Annotated in this window: 14 protein-coding genes, 1 pseudogene and 1 riboswitch; of the genes and pseudogenes, 10 read left to right on the plus strand and 5 right to left on the minus strand. The window is 35.8% G+C overall.

What is annotated here, in order from left to right; genetic code table 11:
- Positions 1-90: 90 nt before the first annotated feature.
- On the plus strand, positions 91-1,176 hold the full coding sequence (gene desB, locus SB773_RS10835; RefSeq protein WP_002091268.1) for a Delta(10) desaturase DesB: 1,086 nt from the start codon (positions 91-93) through the stop codon (positions 1,174-1,176).
- A 50-nt stretch (positions 1,177-1,226) separates the two neighbouring features.
- On the opposite strand, the gene SB773_RS10840 is transcribed toward desB, so the two are convergent.
- From SB773_RS10840 to SB773_RS10850, 3 genes are all read right to left on the minus strand, one after another.
- Positions 1,227-1,919 carry an amino acid ABC transporter permease gene (locus SB773_RS10840; protein ID WP_002169270.1) on the minus strand — a complete coding sequence of 231 codons (693 nt, stop codon included), beginning with the start codon at positions 1,917-1,919 and terminating at the stop codon, positions 1,227-1,229.
- A gap of 93 nt (positions 1,920-2,012) precedes the next feature.
- The gene (locus tag SB773_RS10845) at positions 2,013-2,807 is read right to left on the minus strand and encodes an ABC transporter substrate-binding protein (RefSeq protein ID WP_410589878.1); all 795 of its coding nucleotides are present in this window, start codon (positions 2,805-2,807) and stop codon (positions 2,013-2,015) included.
- 121 nt (positions 2,808-2,928) lie between these two features.
- Positions 2,929-3,651 carry an amino acid ABC transporter ATP-binding protein gene (locus SB773_RS10850; protein WP_410589880.1) on the minus strand — a complete coding sequence of 241 codons (723 nt, stop codon included), beginning with the start codon at positions 3,649-3,651 and terminating at the stop codon, positions 2,929-2,931.
- A 374-nt stretch (positions 3,652-4,025) separates the two neighbouring features.
- Here SB773_RS10850 and SB773_RS10855 point away from each other — a divergent pair.
- Both SB773_RS10855 and SB773_RS10860 read left to right on the plus strand, forming a co-directional pair.
- Positions 4,026-4,211: pseudogene (locus tag SB773_RS10855) on the plus strand (HAMP domain-containing protein); the annotation flags it as partial.
- Positions 4,212-4,226: 15 nt separating this feature from the next.
- Positions 4,227-5,153: a methyl-accepting chemotaxis protein gene (locus tag SB773_RS10860; protein ID WP_410589968.1), complete on the plus strand. Its 927-nt coding sequence runs from the start codon at positions 4,227-4,229 to the stop codon at positions 5,151-5,153.
- Between the two features lie 30 nt (positions 5,154-5,183).
- On the opposite strand, the gene SB773_RS10865 is transcribed toward SB773_RS10860, so the two are convergent.
- Entirely contained in the window at positions 5,184-6,518 is a 1,335-nt protein-coding gene (locus tag SB773_RS10865; protein WP_410589882.1) for an FAD-binding oxidoreductase, read from the minus strand.
- Between the two features lie 358 nt (positions 6,519-6,876).
- On the opposite strand from SB773_RS10865, the gene SB773_RS10870 reads away from it, so the two are divergent.
- The 4 genes from SB773_RS10870 to SB773_RS10885 all read left to right on the plus strand — a co-directional run bounded on the left by SB773_RS10870 (position 6,877) and on the right by SB773_RS10885 (position 14,344).
- Positions 6,877-8,541, plus strand: a complete 1,665-nt coding sequence (locus tag SB773_RS10870) for a glycoside hydrolase family 13 protein (protein ID WP_002140237.1) — start codon at positions 6,877-6,879, stop codon at positions 8,539-8,541.
- A gap of 202 nt (positions 8,542-8,743) precedes the next feature.
- Positions 8,744-10,381, plus strand: a complete 1,638-nt coding sequence (locus SB773_RS10875) for a PTS transporter subunit IIBC (RefSeq protein ID WP_002029549.1) — start codon at positions 8,744-8,746, stop codon at positions 10,379-10,381.
- Positions 10,382-10,385: 4 nt separating this feature from the next.
- Complete coding sequence (locus tag SB773_RS10880) at positions 10,386-11,180, plus strand: endonuclease/exonuclease/phosphatase family protein (RefSeq protein ID WP_410589885.1); 795 nt, start codon at positions 10,386-10,388, stop codon at positions 11,178-11,180.
- A 302-nt stretch (positions 11,181-11,482) separates the two neighbouring features.
- A complete protein-coding gene (locus SB773_RS10885) occupies positions 11,483-14,344 on the plus strand; it encodes a YhgE/Pip family protein (RefSeq protein WP_410589887.1) in 2,862 nt (953 codons plus the stop codon).
- A gap of 41 nt (positions 14,345-14,385) precedes the next feature.
- On the opposite strand, the gene topB is transcribed toward SB773_RS10885, so the two are convergent.
- Positions 14,386-16,575, minus strand: a complete 2,190-nt coding sequence (topB, locus tag SB773_RS10890) for a DNA topoisomerase III (protein ID WP_410589889.1) — start codon at positions 16,573-16,575, stop codon at positions 14,386-14,388.
- 228 nt (positions 16,576-16,803) lie between these two features.
- A riboswitch (TPP riboswitch) is annotated at positions 16,804-16,913 on the plus strand.
- A 72-nt stretch (positions 16,914-16,985) separates the two neighbouring features.
- Between topB and thiM the strand changes: the two genes are divergently transcribed.
- From thiM to ilvA, 3 genes are all read left to right on the plus strand, one after another.
- Positions 16,986-17,807 (plus strand): hydroxyethylthiazole kinase, encoded by an 822-nt coding sequence (thiM, locus tag SB773_RS10895; RefSeq protein WP_410589891.1) that lies wholly within the window; start codon positions 16,986-16,988, stop codon positions 17,805-17,807.
- Positions 17,808-18,467: a thiamine phosphate synthase gene (gene thiE, locus SB773_RS10900; RefSeq protein ID WP_131246595.1), complete on the plus strand. Its 660-nt coding sequence runs from the start codon at positions 17,808-17,810 to the stop codon at positions 18,465-18,467.
- A gap of 108 nt (positions 18,468-18,575) precedes the next feature.
- Complete coding sequence (gene ilvA / locus SB773_RS10905; RefSeq protein WP_113735337.1) at positions 18,576-19,784, plus strand: threonine ammonia-lyase; 1,209 nt, start codon at positions 18,576-18,578, stop codon at positions 19,782-19,784.
- Positions 19,785-19,811: the final 27 nt, after the last annotated feature.

Raw genomic sequence — 19,811 nt, forward strand, 5'->3', positions numbered from 1 at the left:
GCTTTTTGGATCACGTAGTAAAATCAATCTGGAAGCAAGAATTGATATATGCAAGTTGCGCGGGGCGCGGCATAAGAAAGGGGCAAAAGGATGAAGGAGCTTCATACGTTTGGGTGGTATGCAGCACGTGTAGCACCACATTTGCCGAAAAAAGCATTTAAACCAGTTCCTAATCGATTATTTGGTGGACTGGCTTATTTACTTGTGGCATTGGCTGGTTTAATAACGATCGGTGTATTTGAATTGAATGTGTGGGCAAATCTAGGAATTGCAATTGTTCTTGGATTATGTTTTGCTTCACTTGGATTTTTAGGACATGAAATTTTACATGGAACAGTTGTAAGAAAGGCATGGCTTCGTGATTTTTTAGGTGCGATAGCATTTATGCCATTATCAACTGGCCCAAAACTTTGGAGAAAGTGGCATAATGCAACGCATCATGTTCACACACAGCATGAAGAGAATGATCCAGATGCATGGCCGACATTTGAGAAACTGAAAAAGAGTAAGTTTTTGAGTTGGGTATATCGCATGCCTCTTCATGTACGTTCATTCTTTAGTTTCCTGTCACTAACAATTCAATTTACGTTACATTCGACTCGAATGTTCTTTCATTTTATAAAAGAATTTAAGTCATCCAATCAAAAATCTGTATGGCTTCAACTTCTTTTGCCCTGGACAGTTTGGATTAGTTTATTGTTTATTATGGGACCTACAAAGTGGTTCTTTGCATACGTGATTCCGTTGTTAATTGCTAACTTTATTGTAATGGCGTATATCGCAACAAATCACCGCTTAAATCCTATTGTTCCAGTAAATGATCCTTTAGCAAACTGTTTATCAGTAACAGTACCGCGCTGGGTAGACGTTTTACATTTCAATTTCTCATACCATACAGAACATCATCTGTTTCCTGCTATGAGTTCTAAATACTATCCATTAGTAAAAGATAAAATTAAAGAAATGTGGCCGGAACGCTATCACGAAATGCCGATGACAAAAGCTTTGGCAGCACTTTGGAATACACCACGTGTGTATTATCACGGAAGTGAATTAGTTGATCCGCATAGGGAGCATTTCTATGGTTCTTTAGGAAATGGATTGGATCCTCATAATATTTCATATCGTGAGGAACATATAGAGGAAAAAGAGACTATAAAAAAAGTAAATCAATAATAGATATAACTTACGATGAAAAAGCAAGCTCTCTTAGAGCTTGCTTTTTGTTATAAAGAGACTTCTTTCTTGTTCTTCGTCTTGACCTGGACAGAGTTATTTTCTTTTCGTTGTAGTCGTTTTTCTAGAAGACTAACAAGATAAGTAAATAGAAGAACTAGTGCGAGATAGTATACACCAACAATGATATATGTATCTAATTGCTGGAAGTTACCTGCGGCAATTGATAAACCGGATCCCCATAATTCGGACATTCCTACATAAGCGACAAGTGAAGAATCCTTTAATCCAATAATAAATTGGTTCCCTAGAGGGGGAAGAGACAGACGAAATGCTTGTGGTAATATAATCCGGCGCATCGCTAAAGGGTAAGGCATCCCTAAAGAGCGAGCAGCTTCCAATTGTCCACGATCAACGGACTGAATGGATCCGCGGAAAATTTCAGTAATATATGCACCGTTATGGATTGCTAAAGCAATTGCTCCTGCCCAAAAAGGAGTGAAGACAATAATCGATGTAATACCGAAATAGAGAATGGCAATTTGAACAATTAAAGGTGTACCACGAATAATGGCGATATATACATGAGCAATACTATTTAAAACCTTATTGTTAGAGATTCGAAAGAAAGCGACTAGTAATCCAATTAGTGAACCGAGTAATAGGGATGTTAATGTTAATTGTAATGTGACAATAGTAGCCTTTAAGAGTGTGGGATAGGTAGAGATAAAAATTTCAAACATATGTGTCACCTCATATTGTATGGATTTTAGTAGTGAATGAAGTGCCCCACATACAAAGTGGGGCATGATTTATGAAATCTCTAAATGGCTAACTTACTTTGTTTTTGCCTCGTCTCCAAGAATATTACGCCCAAACCATTTTTTACTGATCTTTTCATACGTACCATCTTTAATGATTTCATCTAAAGCTTTATTTACTTTCTCAACCATTTCTTTATCATCTTTACGAATAGCAATTCCCATTTCATCAAGATTTAATGGTTTTCCAGCTTCTTTTATATTTGATTTACCTTCTTTGATCATACGTAAACCGACCATTTGATCAGTGATTACTGCATCAATACGTCCAGGCTCTAAGTCCATAAGTGCAGTAATATCGCTATCATATTCTGTGATTTGATCTGTATGTTTTGTAACAAGGTCTTTAAAGGTACTAGCTTTTACAACACCAATTTTCTTACCTTTCAAATCTTCTGGAGAAGAGATAGATGTATTCTTTTTAGCCACAAAAATTTGGGCACCAGAGCGATAATAAGGATTGGAGAAACTAACAGCTTTTAAGCGTTCTTCTGTAATTGCCATACTGCCCAATATAGCATCATATTTTTTCGATTGTAGGCCTTGAATTAGCGTTTCCCATGGATTTGTAATAGGAGTGGGTTTCATATTCATTTTTTTCGCAAGTGCCTCACCAATTTCCACATCAAAACCGGCAAGCTTTCCGTCATTTTCTTTATAGTTAAAAGGTTTATATAAGCCACTCATCGCATAACGAAATTCTTTTTCACCATTTGAAGAAGTAGTAGCACTTTCCTTACTACAGGCTCCTAGTATGAAGGATGTACATAATGTAATACTCGCAACAATGGTTAATAGTTTTCTTTTCATAAAACCCCTCCTATATATTGATCATACGGATGGTTTTAAGTATGTTACTGAGATATTTTATTTGGACAATTAGTTGTGCACCGTATGAATGTATTTCTTTTCATTTGAAACAGAAGTTACATTATAAAACGTTGCGTAAAAATTGCTTTGCCCGTTCATGCGATGGAGCGGAAAAAAATTGCGCTGGTGAAGCATCCTCTACAATTTTCCCGTCATCCATAAAGATAACGCGGTCAGCTACATCTCTTGCAAAATTCATTTCATGAGTAACAATAATCATGGTCATTCCTTCTTCAGCAAGTTCTTTCATAACTTGCAACACTTCTCCAACAAGTTCAGGGTCTAAAGCTGAGGTAGGTTCATCAAATAGCATAATTTTAGGACTCATAGCAAGAGCTCGTGCAATCGCAATTCGTTGTTTTTGACCACCGGAAAGGAGGTGGGGAGTTACATCTGCTTTATCTTGTAGGCCGACTTTTTGTAGGAGTTGATTTCCAATCTCCTTTGCATTTGCTGTCTCCAATTTTTTTACGTGAATAGGTGCTTCTATGATGTTTTCTAGTGAGGTCATATGAGGAAAGAGGTTAAAGTGCTGAAAAACCATACCAACATTTTCACGGACTTTGTTTAAATTTGAATGCTTTGGATCAATTCGCTCACCTTGTAAGTGAATTTCACCTTCATCGTACATTTCTAAAAAGTTAAGACAGCGAAGTAATGTACTTTTGCCGGAACCACTGGCGCCGATTAAAACAACAACTTCTTTTTCTTTTACTTCTAAATCAATTCCTTTTAAAACATCAAGTGATCCGAATGATTTTACTAGATTTCGAACTTGAATCATACAAAACCCCCAGTCAAAAATATATTTACAAATATTGCCCCGTATTTCTGTTATTAGTCATAAATTGTCAGAATCCTTTATTTTTTTCGTATAATTTGATATTCAAAGAAATAATGGTTTTTAAAATCCCTATATCTTTCTATAACGAAAATATGGATAATAATATATAGGTAGTACTTATATTGCTTATAAGAAGGGGGAAAGAAGAGATGGGAAAAGAAAGAAAAACATTTTCTTTTGGCTTACGTACACAACTTATGCTATTCACTACAGTTTTAGCTTTAATTACATATTCAACAAGTTTAATTTTCATTTACGTTATATATGATTATTTTCAAAGTTATGTAAGTCAAACTGTTTATAATATTATCGTTATGTTATTAGGTGTAGTATGGTCTGGAATTTTAGCGTATGGGGCAGCGATATTTTTAATTAAACCACTTCGAAAGTTGGAAGAAGCAGCAAGGAAAGCGGCTGAAGGTGATATTCGTGAAGATGTCCCATTGCCAAAGACCGATGATGAGATTAAATCTTTAAGTGTTGCATTTAATATGATGCTAGGGAACTTAAGGGGCATGGTAAAAAATATCGATACTACATTTTCGTATACAAATAATCAAGTTCAGCAAATTAGAAGACAAACATGGGAAGCGACAAAGCAAGCACGCGGTGTGTCTGAAACTCTTGCAGAGATTTCTTCTGGCGCCGAGCAATCAGCAGCTTCCATTCAGGCGATTGTTTCAACTGTCGATACAACAACCTCTATTGCGAGTGAAGTAGAAGAAAAAGCAAAACAGTCCGACGAGTTGTCTTTAGAAATGGTTCAAGCTTTAGGACAAAGTACACGTGTCTTTACTTCTTTAATTCAAGGCATTCAAACATTGGCAAAAGAGAATGAAGATTCGATGCAAAATGTACAGAAGTTAGAAGAACGAATGAAACAAGTAGAACATATTGTTTCTGTTGTGAGTGAGATTGCTAGCCAAACAAATTTATTAGCACTCAACGCTTCTATTGAGGCAGCTCGTGCAGGAGAGCATGGAAGGGGCTTTGCGGTTGTAGCAGAAGAAGTACGTAAACTTGCTGATGAAAGTGATCATTCCGCAAGAAACATATCGCAGTTATTACGTAATATGCAAGATGAAGTACAGCAAGTCGCATTGAAAATGACAGAGCAGGTGAAGACAGCTAAAGAAGAGGCGAAACGCGGAGAAGCTACAGAATTAATTTTAAAAGAAATGTCATCAAGTGTTATGGAAGTAGCCGATACAACTAAGCAAATTAGTAGTTATATGAATGAACAAGTGAGTCATATTCATCAAACAGGAGCACAGACAAAGGCTGTAGCAGCAATTGCTGAGGAAACATCAGCTGGTTCACAAGAAGTGGCACGTGTGACGTTGCAACAATCTAAAAATATGGTAGTAATCGATCAATTATTAAAGGATTTAGAGAAGCAAGCAGCGGACTTGAAACAAACCATTGAACGATTTTCAATGTAAAAGAGAAGAACAGAATGCTGTTCTTCCTTTTTACGTATGGAAAGGAGGAATGCTTTGTTGAAAACGAAAAACATTACAAGGGTCATATGCTGTCTTCACTTTACGCAACCTTTGAAAATTAGAGCCATAATAACTAGTTTGCCAATTTTTTATGTCGATATCGGGCCAATTGACATAGTCTCCTAGTGTGTAAGGATCTAAGCTTTCCCGTAAATCTTTAACCCAGCGTATATTTCGATTTTCTTCATCGTTGCATTTCCAAGAAGTAATATATTCTTGAGCAATAATTGCCTTGCGGTGGAAATAAGCTGTTTCATTAGGCGAAATGTTTTCTACAGCACCTACGAGTGATTGGTGCCAAATACTCGCATCTTTATTTGGTGCATGAGAAAGAAAATATTGTAAGATTTGAATACCTTTAAGAGGGATAGGTTTATATACGTAGGAACCAGAGCGTTTGAATTTTTCAGTAATATTTCCGCTATTAAAGAATTGAACAGCCTTTATATACGGGACTTCATCTATAAAGAGAGAAGGATTACCAGTTTCAAGAAGAGGAGATAATAGATGATAGAGTTCAGAAGGAGAGCCGACAAATTCACCTTTCACCTCGATTTTATTTCGTTGTTTAGAGAATAATTCAATTGATGAAGTGAGGCGTTCATCTATATAAGGTGCCCAGTTTTGCCAAGCTTGAAATGCAGCAATAAAGTCTTTCCATTCCCATGTAAGTGAGAAAATTGATACGTTTTTAATAGGGTGGACTCGAAAGGTTAAGGAAGTAACAATTCCGAAATTTCCACCGCCACCGCCACGGCATGCCCAAAATAGGTTAGGGTTTTCTTGTTCATTTGCACGAATGATTTTTGCACCAAATTTCCCGCACGCTTGTACGATTTCGACTTCTACTAATTGATCACATGTTAGTCCAAATAAGCGTGAAAGCATGCCAATGCCACCGCCGAGTGTTAACCCCACAATTCCGACACTTGCACTTGTGCCAGCTGGTATTGTAACACCATATTTCCAAAGTTCTTTATACACAGTGCCAAGATTTGCACCCGCTTCAATTGTTGCTGTTAATTTTCCTGTACTAACCGTAATTTGCTTCATTTCACTCACATCAATAATAAGCCCGCCATTTAAAAGAGAGAAATTTTCGTAGCTATGTCGTCCACTTCTTAAGCGAAATGGTATATGACGCTCACGTGCCCATTTTAAGGCGTTACACACATCATTTTTATTTCGACAAAAAACAATAATACAAGGAAATTTTGGAATGCTTAAATTTAAATTTATTCGGGCTATGTCATACCGAGGATCCGAGGGAACGACGATACGACCAGTTAATTTTGTTTGTTTCAATTTATATCTCCTTTCTGAAATAATATGAGCTTGTATTAGTATATGAAGAGTGTATTTAACACGCATGGACGAGAAGAAGAGAAGGGTTAGATTTATCCCGTTATTTGCGAGTGAAACAAAGAAGATAGGGCTGCTCGTAAAAGCTCGATTGGTAAGGGCTAATAATCAGCGGGGAATGGACACCTCCTTAACGATTAAAGTTTCACTTTATTTTTGTGAGAAATAAATAAGGCATAAGAATAAGGAAACTACATAGAGTTCAATGAAAACAGTTGCAAACTATTCATATTTTGTTATGATAGTGTTACGAAAACGTTTGCATAAAAAATCCGATGAGATGCAAAAGGAGAGAATTAGTATGAATAAGACATGGTGGAAAGAAGCTGTCGCTTATCAAATTTATCCACGTAGCTTTATGGATTCAAATGGTGATGGTATTGGAGATTTACAGGGGATTATTGCAAAGCTGGATTATTTAAAAGATTTAGGTATAGATGTAATTTGGATTTGTCCAATGTATAAATCACCTAATGACGATAATGGTTATGATATTAGTGACTATCAAGATATTATGGATGAATTTGGTACGATGGAAGATTTTGATATGCTACTAGATGAAGTTCATAAGCGTGACATGAAGCTTATTATTGATTTAGTTATTAATCATACAAGTGATGAACATCCATGGTTTATTGAATCAAGTTCTTCTAAAGACAATCCGAAGCGTGATTGGTATATTTGGCAGGATGGTAAAGACGGCGCGGAACCAAACAATTGGGAAAGTATCTTTAATGGTTCTGCATGGGAATATGATGAAGTGACAGAGCAATATTATTTACATTTATTCTCGCGTAAACAACCAGATTTGAACTGGGAGAATAAAGAAGTTCGTGAAGTTTTATATGATACTGTTAATTGGTGGCTTGATAAAGGTATTGATGGTTTCCGCGTCGATGCGATTAGTCATATAAAAAAAGAAGATGGTCTGAAGGATATGCCAAACCCAAAAGGGTTAAAGTATGTGCCTTCTTTTGACAAACATATGAATGTAAATGGTATTCAGCCATTACTAGAAGAATTAAAAGAAAACACATTTGCTAAATACGATATTATGACTGTTGGAGAAGCAAATGGTGTGAAAGTTGAAGATGCTGATCTTTGGGTTGGAGAAGAGAATGGTAAATTCAATATGGTATTCCAATTTGAGCATTTAAGCTTATGGGATGCAGAAAAGAAGAAAGATCTTGATGTTGTTGAGTTGAAAAAAGTATTAACAAAGTGGCAAAAAGGTTTAGAAAATAAGGGATGGAATGCTTTATATATTGAAAATCATGATAAGCCACGTATTGTGTCTACTTGGGGAAATGATAAAGAATATTGGCGTGAAAGTGCAACGGCTTTAGGAGCGATGTATTTCTTTATGCACGGCACACCGTTTATTTATCAAGGACAAGAAATTGGTATGACAAATGTTCAGTTCCCAAATATTGAAGATTACGATGATGTAGCAATTAAAAATTTATATCGTGAGAAAATTGCAGAGGGCGTATCACATCAAGATATGATGGAAATTATATGGGCTTCTTGCCGCGATAATTCACGTACACCTATGCAGTGGAATGATGAAATGAATGCTGGCTTCACAACAAGTACACCTTGGTTTAGCATGAATCCAAATTACAAAGAAATTAATGTTGAAAAGCAAAAAAATGAAGAAAAGTCTATTTTCAATTTCTATAAGAAAATGATTGCCTTGAAAAAAGAGCACGATGTACTGAACTACGGTACGTACGATTTACTTTTAGAAGACGATCCACAAATTTATGCATATACACGTACGCTACAGGATGAAAAAGTCATTGTAATTAGTAATATCTCAAAAGAGGAAGCTGTGTATAATGAGAGTTTATTCGCATTAGAACGCAAACGTTTGCTTTTAAATAACTATGAAGTTGCGGAACATGAACAAATAATTACAATCACGTTGAAACCTTATGAAACAAGGGTTTATCGCATTTCATAATGAAAAAGGATGCTCCTTGAGCATCTTTTTTTATGAAAAAAAATAAATTTCTATTGCAATGTGAAAACGCTTTTATTAAAATAGATTTATGAAAACGGTTGCGTAAAGGAGAAAAAGAAACATAAGGAATCGTTTTCATAAGAGAAACAGAAATTATAATTTAAATCATTATGTTGTTATAAATAAAGGGGAGGAAAAACAGATGAAAATTACGTCTTTTGATTTTTGGCAAAAGTTCGGGAAAGCGTTACTAGTTGTTGTAGCTGTAATGCCAGCAGCTGGTTTAATGATTTCCATCGGTAAGTTAATTGGGATGTCTGCTGGGGATGTTAACGCAGTTCATACCATTGCTCGAGTAATGGAAGACATCGGTTGGGCAATTATTACAAATCTACACATCTTATTCGCAGTAGCAATTGGGGGATCTTGGGCGAAGGATCGAGCAGGTGGTGCATTTGCAGCACTATTAGCATTCGTCTTAACAAACAGAATTACAGGAGCTATATTTGGCGTAAACGCTCAAATGTTAACGGATTCAAAAGCGACAGTTTCTTCATTTTTAGCAGGAGATTTACTTGTAAAAGATTACTTTACTTCTGTACTTGGTGCACCAGCATTAAACATGGGAGTTTTCGTAGGGATTATCACAGGTTTCTTAGGAGCTACTTTATATAACAAATACTACAATTATAATAAACTGCCACAGGCATTAGCATTCTTTAATGGAAAACGATTCGTACCATTCGTTGTAATTGTTTGGTCTACGGTCACTGCGATTGTATTATCACTTGTATGGCCATTTATCCAAAGTGGATTAAATGAATTTGGTCGCTGGATTGCAGCATCTAAAGATAGTGCACCAGTTATTGCACCGTTTGTATATGGAACGTTAGAACGTTTATTATTACCGTTTGGATTACATCATATGTTAACGATTCCGATGAACTACACAGAGCTAGGCGGAACATATACGATGTTAACTGGTTCAAAAGTTGGACAAATTGTAGCGGGACAAGATCCGTTATGGCTTGCATGGATTACAGATTTAAATAACTTATTAGCAAATGGAGATACGAAAGCATATAACGATTTATTAAATAACGTTGTACCAGCTCGTTTCAAAGCTGGACAAGTTATCGGCTCAACTGCAGCGTTAATGGGGATTGCGTTTGCGATGTTCCGTAATGTTGATAAAGAAAAACGTGCAAAATATAAACCAATGTTCTTATCAGCTGCATTAGCAGTATTCTTAACAGGTGTAACAGAACCAATTGAATTCATGTTCATGTTTATTGCACCAGTATTATATGTTGTGTATGCGATTACAACAGGACTTGCATTCGCATTAGCGGATTTAATTAATTTACGTGTTCATGCATTTGGATTTATTGAGTTAATTACACGTACACCAATGATGATCAATGCAGGTTTAACGAGAGATTTAATCAACTTTGTCATTGTTTCATTAGTGTTCTTCGGCCTTAACTTTACATTATTCAACTTCTTAATTAAAAAATTCAATTTACCAACGCCAGGGCGTGCAGGTAACTATATTGATAATGAAGATGAGTCAACAGAAGGAACAGGAAATGTACAAGATGGTTCATTAGCAACAAAAGTTATTGATTTATTGGGCGGAAAAGATAATATTGCTGACGTAGATGCTTGTATGACACGTTTACGTATAACAGTAAAAGATTTAGATGTTGTTGCACCAGAAGCACAATGGAAACAAAATGGTGCTTTAGGACTTATCGTTAAAGATAAAGGTGTACAAGCCGTATATGGCCCGAAAGCTGACGTATTAAAGTCAGACATTCAAGATATGTTAGGTGCGTAATAATATGAAATTGCTAACTTTAAATTGTCACTCTTGGCAAGAAGAGAATCAAATTGAAAAAATAAAGTATCTTGCTAAAGCAATTCAAGAAGAAGATTATGATGTGATCGCATTGCAAGAAGTAAGTCAGTCTATACAAGCTGAAAATGTATGCGGTAACAAGAAAAAAGATAATTTTGGACTTTTACTGCTAGAAGAGTTAAGAGCATTAAATGTAAAAGAATACAATATTATTTGGGATTTCTCTCATATTGGATATGATGTGTACGAAGAAGGATTAGCAATTATAACAAAGCACAACATTGTAAAGGAAGATACGTTCTTTGTCTCAAAAAATAAGGATACAATGTATTGGAAAACACGCAAAATTGTAAGTGCAACAATTGCTTATAATGATAAGAATATAACGTTTTATTCTTGCCATCTCGGTTGGTGGAATGATGAAGAAGAATCATTCAAAGACCAAGTTGATCGTTTAATGGAGCGTGTAAATAGCAATGAACTTTCCTTCTTAATGGGTGATTTTAATAACAATGCTCGTTTGGAAGGAGAGGGTTATGAGTATATGATGCAAAAAGGTTTATATGACACATATGAACTAGCGATAGAGAAGGCTGAAGGAACAACTGTCCAAGGAGAGATTGCTGGTTGGGATGAAAATAAACAAAACTTACGAATCGACCTAATATTAAGCAATCAAAGTAAAACAGTTAATTCTTCAAAAGTCATTTTTAATGGAGCAAATCGAAATGTAATTTCTGACCATTTCGGTGTAGAAGTACAATTAGATATACAATAGAAGAAATCCTCACAGATAATGAAAAGCTGTGAGGATTTTTTGATAAATACAAGTATTCCCAAGAGAAAATACTTGTATTTTTTATGACATTTCCTATATATTTGTTATTAATGAATGTAAAACCGATTTGGTCATTTTGTATTCATACTTTGCCTTACTTCGTTATATAATGAAGTAAGTGAAAGTTAATGGAAAAAAATAGTTCGTTTTTGGTTAATACACGATGTAGAAAGTGATATAATTGCAAAATGTATGTATCATTTTCTAAAGAAGGAAAAATATATAATTAGGTGATAACTTCTATGAAACAAATTTGGCGTATTTATAAGACAGATTTACGGAATGTAGCCAAACATTGGGCTGCAATTGTTATTGTTTTAGGGTTAATGATTTTACCATCGTTATATGCATGGTTTAACATTAAAGCTTCTTGGGATCCTTACGGAAATACGAAAGGAATCCAAATTGCAGTTTCTAACCAAGATGTTGGATCAAATTTAAGAGGGAAAGATATTAACATCGGGGAAGAAATTGTAGATTCACTTAAGAAGGACAAAAATTTCGGGTGGAAGTTTGTTGATGAAAAGCAAGCAATTTATGGAGTAGAGCGTGGAGATTATTCCGCAAGTATTACTATTCCAAAAGATTTTTCTGAAAAGATTGCAACGGTCTTGAATGAAAATCCACAGAAACCAGAACTTGATTACTATGTAAATGAAAAAGTAAATGCGATTGCACCGAAAATTACAGCTAAAGGTGCATCGGGTCTTACAGAAGAGGTTAGTAAAAACTTTGTTAAAACAGCAAACGGTGAGATTTTTAAAATCTTCAATGACCTTGGAATCGATTTAGAAACTAACTTACCGAGTATTGAGAAGATTAAGGATTTTGTCTTTAAGTTAGAAGCACAGTTCCCAGAAATGAATACACTTATGGATAAGGCGTTAGATGATGCGACTCGGGCAGAAGATATCGTGAAAGTAGCACAAAAAGATCTACCTGTTGTAGAGAGTGTAATAAATGATGGGCAAGAAGCGTTGGCAAATTTAGATAAGTTCTTTGCAAGACAAGATCAAACATTAAAGAATGCTCCAGGAACGATAAGAAATGATTTAGTAGCAGCAAAAGGCGTTATGGATAGTGCAGCTGCATTTACTGACTTTTTAATGAATCCAGGTGTAGACTTAAATATTCCTGATTTGTCTGGAATGAATGGATTACCTGAATTTCCTGCAAGACCAGACCTTTCTAAGTTGAATAGTGATGGTTATAAGAGTATAGCGCAAAATATTAATCAAACAGTAAATAATGTTTTAAGCTCATCACGTGCAGGAACAGCTTATGGGAAAAGTGTTATAAATGGATTGCAAAATGGTCAGTTTGATCCAGAACAAGCAAAGAAAGATTTAAATGCGGTATCAGATCGATTACAAACTGGTACAGATGGTATTTCATATCTTATTAATTTCTTTACTGAACTTCAAAATTCAGCGACGACTGATTTTGGAAATAGCTTTTTCAAAGACCGAGTGGATCACTTAACTAATGTTAAAAAAGGTATGGAAAATGCAAACAATGGTATTAAAGATATTGTAAATGCTATCGGTACAGGACAAGAAGTAAAGAAAGATGTAACAGATGTAGCGAATCAAAAATTAGATGCAGCAAATGCATTGATTGATCAAACTGAAAAAGATTACAATGAAACATTTGTAGCAGATTATAAAAAAGCAGTTAGCACAGTAGATCAAGCTAAAGCTGATGCAAATGCAGTATATGATAATGCAAAAGCAGATTACGATAAAGTAAAAAATGGCATTGAAGGTGCAAAAGCTGATTTACAAAAGGCGAAAGAAGATGTAAAAAATAGAGGTATTAACGATTTAGATTCAACGAAAGTAGCTTTAAATAGTTTAAATGGTCAATTCCAATCTGGAATCGGTTTAATTGATGATATGATTCCAGTTCTAGAAAGCACAAATAAGGTTTTAGCGGATGTAAATAGTGATAAAAACCTTAATAATGGAATTGCAAAATTAAATAAAGCGAAAAGCAGTTTGCAAAAAGGTGTAGAGGCAACGAATAAGGGGATTACACTTCTTAACAATGGCCAGAAACCTACAAAAGATGTAATTGAAAGTATTAACAATGCAGCAAAAGGTGGAGCAGCTCAATTAGCAGATGTATTGTCCACGTATGATTCAGAAATTGTTCCGAACTTTAATACAGCAATTGCCCGTACAAAAGAGATGTCGAAAAATACAACTCAAATTTTAAATGATGCAGACAAAAAGCTTCCAGATGTTAAAAAATTACTAGAAGATTCATCCAAAGGCTTAGTAGACGGTAGAAAGAAATTAGCAGACATTAAAGCTGAAATGCCGGAGACTGAGAAAAAGATTAAAGAATTAGCAGATAAAATTCGTGATTTTGAATCTGAAGAGGATATAAAAGACATCATACGCTTATTGAAAAACGATGTTGAAAAGCAAAGTGACTACTTTGCAAATCCAGTAAATTTAAAAGAGAATAAATTATTTGCAATGCCGAACTACGGTTCAGCAATGTCACCATTCTATACAGTGCTTGCATTATGGGTAGGCGCATTATTAATGGTTTCATTATTAACGGTAGAAGTACACGAAGAGGGCGCGAATTATAAGAGCCATGAAGTTTACTTCGGACGTTTATTAACATTCTTAACGATAGGTCTTTCACAAGCGTTTATCGTATCAATGGGAGATATATTCTTACTCGGTACGTACGTAGTCGATAAGTTCTGGTTTGTGTTATTTAGTTTATTTATTGGGGGAGTATTTGTTTGTATCGTGTACTCACTCGTTTCTATTTTCGGAAACGTTGGGAAATCGATGGCGATTATTTTACTTGTACTACAAGTAGCAGGATCGGGCGGTACGTTCCCAATTCAAATGACACCACCATTCTTCCAAGCGATTTATCCGTTCTTGCCATTCACATATGCAATTAGTGCAATTCGTGAAACAGTAGGTGGAATGCTTTGGGATATAGTAACTAGAGATTTACTTGTGTTAAGTGCTTTCGTAGTAATCATGGTTGTGGCTGCATTATTACTGAAAACACCAATTAACAAATCAAGTGAAAAGTTTGTTGAGAACGCAAAAGGAAGTAAAATTATTCATTAAAAATAAAAGGTTCCTACCGATAGTGGTAGGAACCTTTTTGTTTAATCAAATTTTAATTTCTTTAATGCTTCTGCGAATGGATTGTTTAATGGTTCTTCTTCTTTGTTCTGCTGTTTCATATATTTTTGAACGTCGCGTTTATCAGCTTTGCTGCCGGATTCTTTTTTACGTCTCTCTTGGAATGTAGAAAGTTTCTCACGATAGCCACATTTACATGCGAAAATTTGGCCTGCTCCTTCACCACGAAGTTCTAGTTTCTTTTTACACTGAGGACAGCGTGCATTTGTAGTGCGGGATACATTTTTACGGTGACCACATTCGCGATCTTGGCATACAAGCATTTTACCTTTTTTACCGTTTACTTCTAACATTGGTTTACCACAGTCTGGACAAGACTTCGTTGAAATGTTGTCGTGTTTATATTTCTTATCACTCGATTTAATTTCAGCAACAATTTCTTTCGTAAAGTTCTTCATTTCTGAAATGAATACTTCTTTCTTTAATTTTCCTTTAGCGATAGCTTCTAACTTTTGCTCCCATTCACCAGTTAGTGTAGGAGATTTCAGTTCTTCTGGCACTAAATCAAGTAACTGACGGCCTTTTGAAGTAATGTGAATATCTTTACCACGTTTTTCAAGCAAGAACGAATTGAATAACTTGTCGATAATATCAGCTCGTGTAGCTACAGTACCTAATCCACCAGTTGACTTTAACGTGTCAGCAAGTTGTTTGTTTTGCGTATCCATGTATTTTGTTGGGTTTTCCATCGCTGAAAGTAATGTTGCTTCATTAAAACGTGCAGGTGCTTTCGTTTGACCTGATGTTTGGACAATTAGTTTTATGTTTAATGTATCGCCTTTTTCGATGCGAGGTAAGATTTGTTCTTTTACATCATCGCTTGCATCATCATCTTCAAATCGATTTTCATAAACCTCTTTCCAACCAGCATGTAAAATCGTTTTTCCGCGTGCGATGAACGTTTCGTCACCAATTTTCGTGCGCAATGTTAGTTGTTCATATTCAAAGGCCGGGAATAAAACAGCTAAGAAACGTTTTACAACTAAGTCATAAATTTTACGTTCTTTATCTGTGAAAGCTGAGAAGTTTACATAGCTCTCTGTTGGAATAATTGCGTGATGATCACTTACTTTACTATCATCAACAAATGATTTATTAGATTTTACAGGTTTCTGCAATACTTTATGTGCTAAAGGACGGTATTCTCCAACTCCGCAAGCCTTCAGACGCTCTGGAAGTGTTCCGACAATATCAGATGAAATATAGCGTGAATCTGTACGAGGGTACGTTAAAACTTTATGCTGTTCATATAATTTTTGCATAATGTTTAATGTTTCTTTCGCAGAGTAACCAAATATTTTATTCGCATCACGTTGTAGCTCAGTTAAATCGTAAAGACCAGGAGCGAACGATTTCTTTTGTTTTTTATCAATGTCTACAACAGTAGCATTTTGTTTACTAATTTTGTTCACGATTGCATCAGTTTTTTCTTTATTAAAGCTACGGCTATTTCCTTTTGTATCTTGCCAAGTTAGCTTTAATCTCTCAGCTGTTTGAGCTTCGATACCATAGTAAGTTTGAGCTTTGAAATGTTTGATTTCATCTTCACGACTTGCAATCATGGCTACAGTAGGTGTTTGAACACGACCACAATTTAGTTGGGCATTAAAGCGAGTAGTTAATGCTCGAGTCGCATTAAGCCCGATATACCAGTCAGCCTCTGAACGTGCGACAGCTGAAGCGTATAGATTGTCATATGCTTTTCCTGGTTTTAAATTTGCGAAGCCATCTTTAATTGCTTTATCGGTAACAGATGAAATCCATAGACGTTTAATCGGTTTCTGCATTTTAACTTTATCGATAATCCAGCGTGCGACCAACTCTCCCTCACGACCGGCGTCAGTAGCTATAATGATTTCATTTACATCTTTTCTAAGAAGCTGACTTTTTACAGCGTTAAACTGTTTCCCTGTTTGTTTAATAACGGTTAGTTTTAAACGCTCCGGTAGCATTGGTAAATTTTCTAAATTCCACTGTTTATATTTCACATCATAGCTTTCTGGATCAGCTAATGTAACGAGATGACCTAAAGCCCAAGTAACAATATATTTACTACCTTCAAGATAGCCGTTCCCTTTTTTATCACATTTCAGTACACGTGCGATATCACGTGCAACAGAAGGTTTTTCAGCAATTACAATACTTTTTGCCATATTTAAAAACATCCTTTCAAATTTCCATACGTTAAATATAGCATACATCTTTGTTCTATTCAGTCTTGCTGACGGTTTGAGTTATTTGTGATGAAATATACGTGTGAGAGTTTTACTTATATAAAGGCGAAGAATGGTTGAACCAGGAGAGTTAGGATCTCTATCATTTTATAAAAGTAAAGAACTTGTTATTTTACTAGAATAAGAGTAGACTTTGAAGTAGATGAATAATAAACACATGGGAGTTTGTGGATGCAAACTGAGAGTATGACTAATCCGTCATTGACCATTTGAACCTGTTGGATAATGCCAGCGTAGGGAGAGTGTAAAAGCACATGTTCAGGCACTTTGCGTACGCGCAAAGTGCCTTTTTGTGTATCTCCCATCATTAAAGTTAGGAGATGAATAGAATGAATGTACAAGAAATTAGTAAAGTCGTGGATTTGGTGAGAGAATCTAATCCGCTCGTTCATAATATTACAAATGTTGTTGTAACGAATTTTACAGCAAACGGCTTGTTAGCATTAGGAGCATCGCCTGTAATGGCGTATGCAAAAGAAGAAGTAGCAGAAATGGCTAGCATTGCAGGAGCCCTTGTATTAAATATGGGTACACTTCGTCCTGAAGAGGTAGAAGCGATGTTACTTGCTGGTAAATCAGCAAATGTGAACAATGTACCAGTAGTGTTTGATCCAGTTGGTGCAGGAGCAACGTCTTATCGAACAGAAGTTGCGAGACATATTCCAGCCGAAATCGATTTAGCTGTTATCCGCGGAAATGCAGCTGAAATAGCTAACGTTATTAATGAGAAATGGGAAATTAAAGGTGTAGATGCTGGTACTGGAAACGGTAATGTTGTAAATATTGCAAAACAGGCAGCAGATGAATTAAATACAGTTACGGTAATTACTGGAGAAGAAGATGTTGTTACAGATGGAGAGCGAACTATTCTGATTCGAAATGGCCATCCTATTTTAACGAAAGTTACTGGAACAGGTTGTTTACTAACTTCTGTAATAGGAGCATTTGTAGCGGTAGAAAAGGATTATGTAAAGGCAGCAGTAGCCGCATTAACATTCTATGGAGTAGCAGCAGAAATAGCGGCTTCGAAAACAGTAGAGAATGGACCAGGAAGCTTCCAAATTGAATTTTTAAATCAGTTAGCGAATACAACTTCAGATGATATTGAGAAGTATGGAAAGATTGAGGTTATAAGTAAGGAGGGGAACTAGATGTCGCGTATTACAATGGATGAAATGTCTAGGTTATTACGAGTATATTTTATTATGGGAAGTAACAATTGTACGAAGGAGCCACTACAAGTATTGAGAGATGCACTAGAAGGTGGTATAACAATTTTTCAACTTCGTGAAAAGGGAGAAGGGGCTTTAACGGGAGAGAAACGTATTGATTTTGCGAAAGAACTACAAGCGCTTTGCAAGGAGTACGGTGTACCATTCATCGTAAATGATGATGTGGAACTAGCCCTCGAGTTAGATGCAGATGGCGTGCATGTTGGACAAGATGATGAAGGAATTACATCTGTTCGTAAAAAAATGGGAGATAAAATTATTGGAGTATCTACACATACAATTGAAGAGGCACGCTGGGCGATTGAAAATGGGGCCGATTATTTAGGAGTTGGTCCAATTTTCCCGACGAGTACGAAAAAAGATACGAAAGCGGTTCAAGGAACGAAAGGTCTAAAGTATTTTAGGGAACAAGAGATTACAATACCAATCGTTGGGATTGGTGGGATTACAATTGAAAATACAGCTTCTGTTATAGAAGCGGGTGCGGATGGTGTTTCAGTTATTTCAGCGATTAGCTTAGCGGAATCTGCGTATGAAAGTACGAAGAAATTAGCTGAGGAAGTAAATAAGAGTTTGTAGATAAAAGACCATGTAGTATGAAAATACTGCGTGGTCTTTTGTCGTATAAAACAAAATATGCCGCCTAAACTAGTATGTATAAACATAGATTGTTTTGGAGGCGAAAGCATGATTGTATTTCAGGATATTATAGCTGCGTATGAAAAAATGAAGGGCATTGTACATATGACACCATTAGATTATTCAAGTACATTTAGTGAATTATCACAGAATGAAGTGTATTTAAAGCTGGAGAATTTACAAAAGACAGGCTCTTTTAAAGTACGTGGTTCTTATAATAAAATGGTTTCTCTTGAGAAAGGTGATTTAGAAAATGGTGTTGTTGCGGCATCTGCTGGAAATCATGCGCAAGGAGTCGCTTATTCTAGTAATATGCTTAGTATTCCTTGTACGATTGTGATGCCAAAAGGTGCTCCGTTAAGTAAGGTGCTTGCGACAAAAAGGTATGGCGCGCGTGTAGAATTGCAAGGTGATGTATTTGATGATGCATTAGCTTATGCACTAGATTTAAAAGAGAAGACAGGAGCGAAATTTGTACATCCATTTGATGATGAAGCAGTAATTGCTGGTCAAGGTACAGTCGGTCTGGAAATATTACAACAGCTGGAAGATGTAGAGGCTGTTATTTGTCCTATTGGAGGTGGGGGATTAATTGCAGGGGTTGCGATGGCAATTAAAGAACAAAAGCCATCAGTAAAAATATACGGTGTGCAGACACTTGCTTGCCCAGGAATGAAACAATCACTTGAGGAAAAGAAAGTAATAACAGTAGATTCTGCGCCAACTATGGCGGATGGAATCGCGGTTAAAAGGCCAGGTGATTTAACTTTTGAACTTGTACAACGCTATGTGGATGATGTGTTTTGTGTAGATGAAATGGAAATCGCACGAACGATGTTAATGCTTCTTGAACGGAATAAATTGTTGGTTGAAGGGTCTGGTGCGAGCTCATTAGCTTCTTTGCTTTATCACAAAATCCCAATAAGAGAAAAAAAGGTCGTATCCGTACTAAGTGGTGGAAATGTCGATGTAAACTTTATTTCGCGTATTATTGAGCATGGAATGGTTGAAGCAGGACGCTTCATTCACATTGCGACAATGATTAAAGATAAGCCAGGCTATTTGCAACATTTACTTGAGATTGTAACAAGTTTTGAAGCGAATGTATTAAATATACATTTAGAACGGATTGGTACAAAGGTATTTCCAGGATATGCGCAATTGCACTTGTCATTAGAAACGAAAGATAGAAATCATATTGAAGAAATATTGAGTGGTTTAAAAAAGAAAGGGTATGTTGTAGAAGTTATTGATTGAAAAAATTAAACAAACGTTTGATCAAAA

Origin of the sequence: Bacillus sp. SIMBA_074, from assembly GCF_046534555.1 — a bacterium.
GTDB classification, from domain to species: domain Bacteria; phylum Bacillota; class Bacilli; order Bacillales; family Bacillaceae_G; genus Bacillus_A; species Bacillus_A mycoides.

What these genes read in the sequence shown, in the direction of transcription:
- desB (WP_002091268.1), top strand. Translation starts at nt 91, where the DNA reads ATGAAGGAGCTTCATACGTTTGGGTGGTATGCAGCACGTGTAGCACCA.
- SB773_RS10840 (WP_002169270.1), bottom strand. Translation starts at nt 1,919, where the DNA reads ATGTTTGAAATTTTTATCTCTACCTATCCCACACTCTTAAAGGCTACT.
- SB773_RS10845 (WP_410589878.1), bottom strand. Translation starts at nt 2,807, where the DNA reads ATGAAAAGAAAACTATTAACCATTGTTGCGAGTATTACATTATGTACA.
- SB773_RS10850 (WP_410589880.1), bottom strand. Translation starts at nt 3,651, where the DNA reads ATGATTCAAGTTCGAAATCTAGTAAAATCATTCGGATCACTTGATGTT.
- SB773_RS10860 (WP_410589968.1), top strand. Translation starts at nt 4,227, where the DNA reads ATGGTAAAAAATATCGATACTACATTTTCGTATACAAATAATCAAGTT.
- SB773_RS10870 (WP_002140237.1), top strand. Translation starts at nt 6,877, where the DNA reads ATGAATAAGACATGGTGGAAAGAAGCTGTCGCTTATCAAATTTATCCA.
- SB773_RS10875 (WP_002029549.1), top strand. Translation starts at nt 8,744, where the DNA reads ATGAAAATTACGTCTTTTGATTTTTGGCAAAAGTTCGGGAAAGCGTTA.
- SB773_RS10880 (WP_410589885.1), top strand. Translation starts at nt 10,386, where the DNA reads ATGAAATTGCTAACTTTAAATTGTCACTCTTGGCAAGAAGAGAATCAA.
- SB773_RS10885 (WP_410589887.1), top strand. Translation starts at nt 11,483, where the DNA reads ATGAAACAAATTTGGCGTATTTATAAGACAGATTTACGGAATGTAGCC.
- topB (WP_410589889.1), bottom strand. Translation starts at nt 16,575, where the DNA reads ATGGCAAAAAGTATTGTAATTGCTGAAAAACCTTCTGTTGCACGTGAT.
- thiM (WP_410589891.1), top strand. Translation starts at nt 16,986, where the DNA reads ATGAATGTACAAGAAATTAGTAAAGTCGTGGATTTGGTGAGAGAATCT.
- thiE (WP_131246595.1), top strand. Translation starts at nt 17,808, where the DNA reads ATGTCGCGTATTACAATGGATGAAATGTCTAGGTTATTACGAGTATAT.
- ilvA (WP_113735337.1), top strand. Translation starts at nt 18,576, where the DNA reads ATGATTGTATTTCAGGATATTATAGCTGCGTATGAAAAAATGAAGGGC.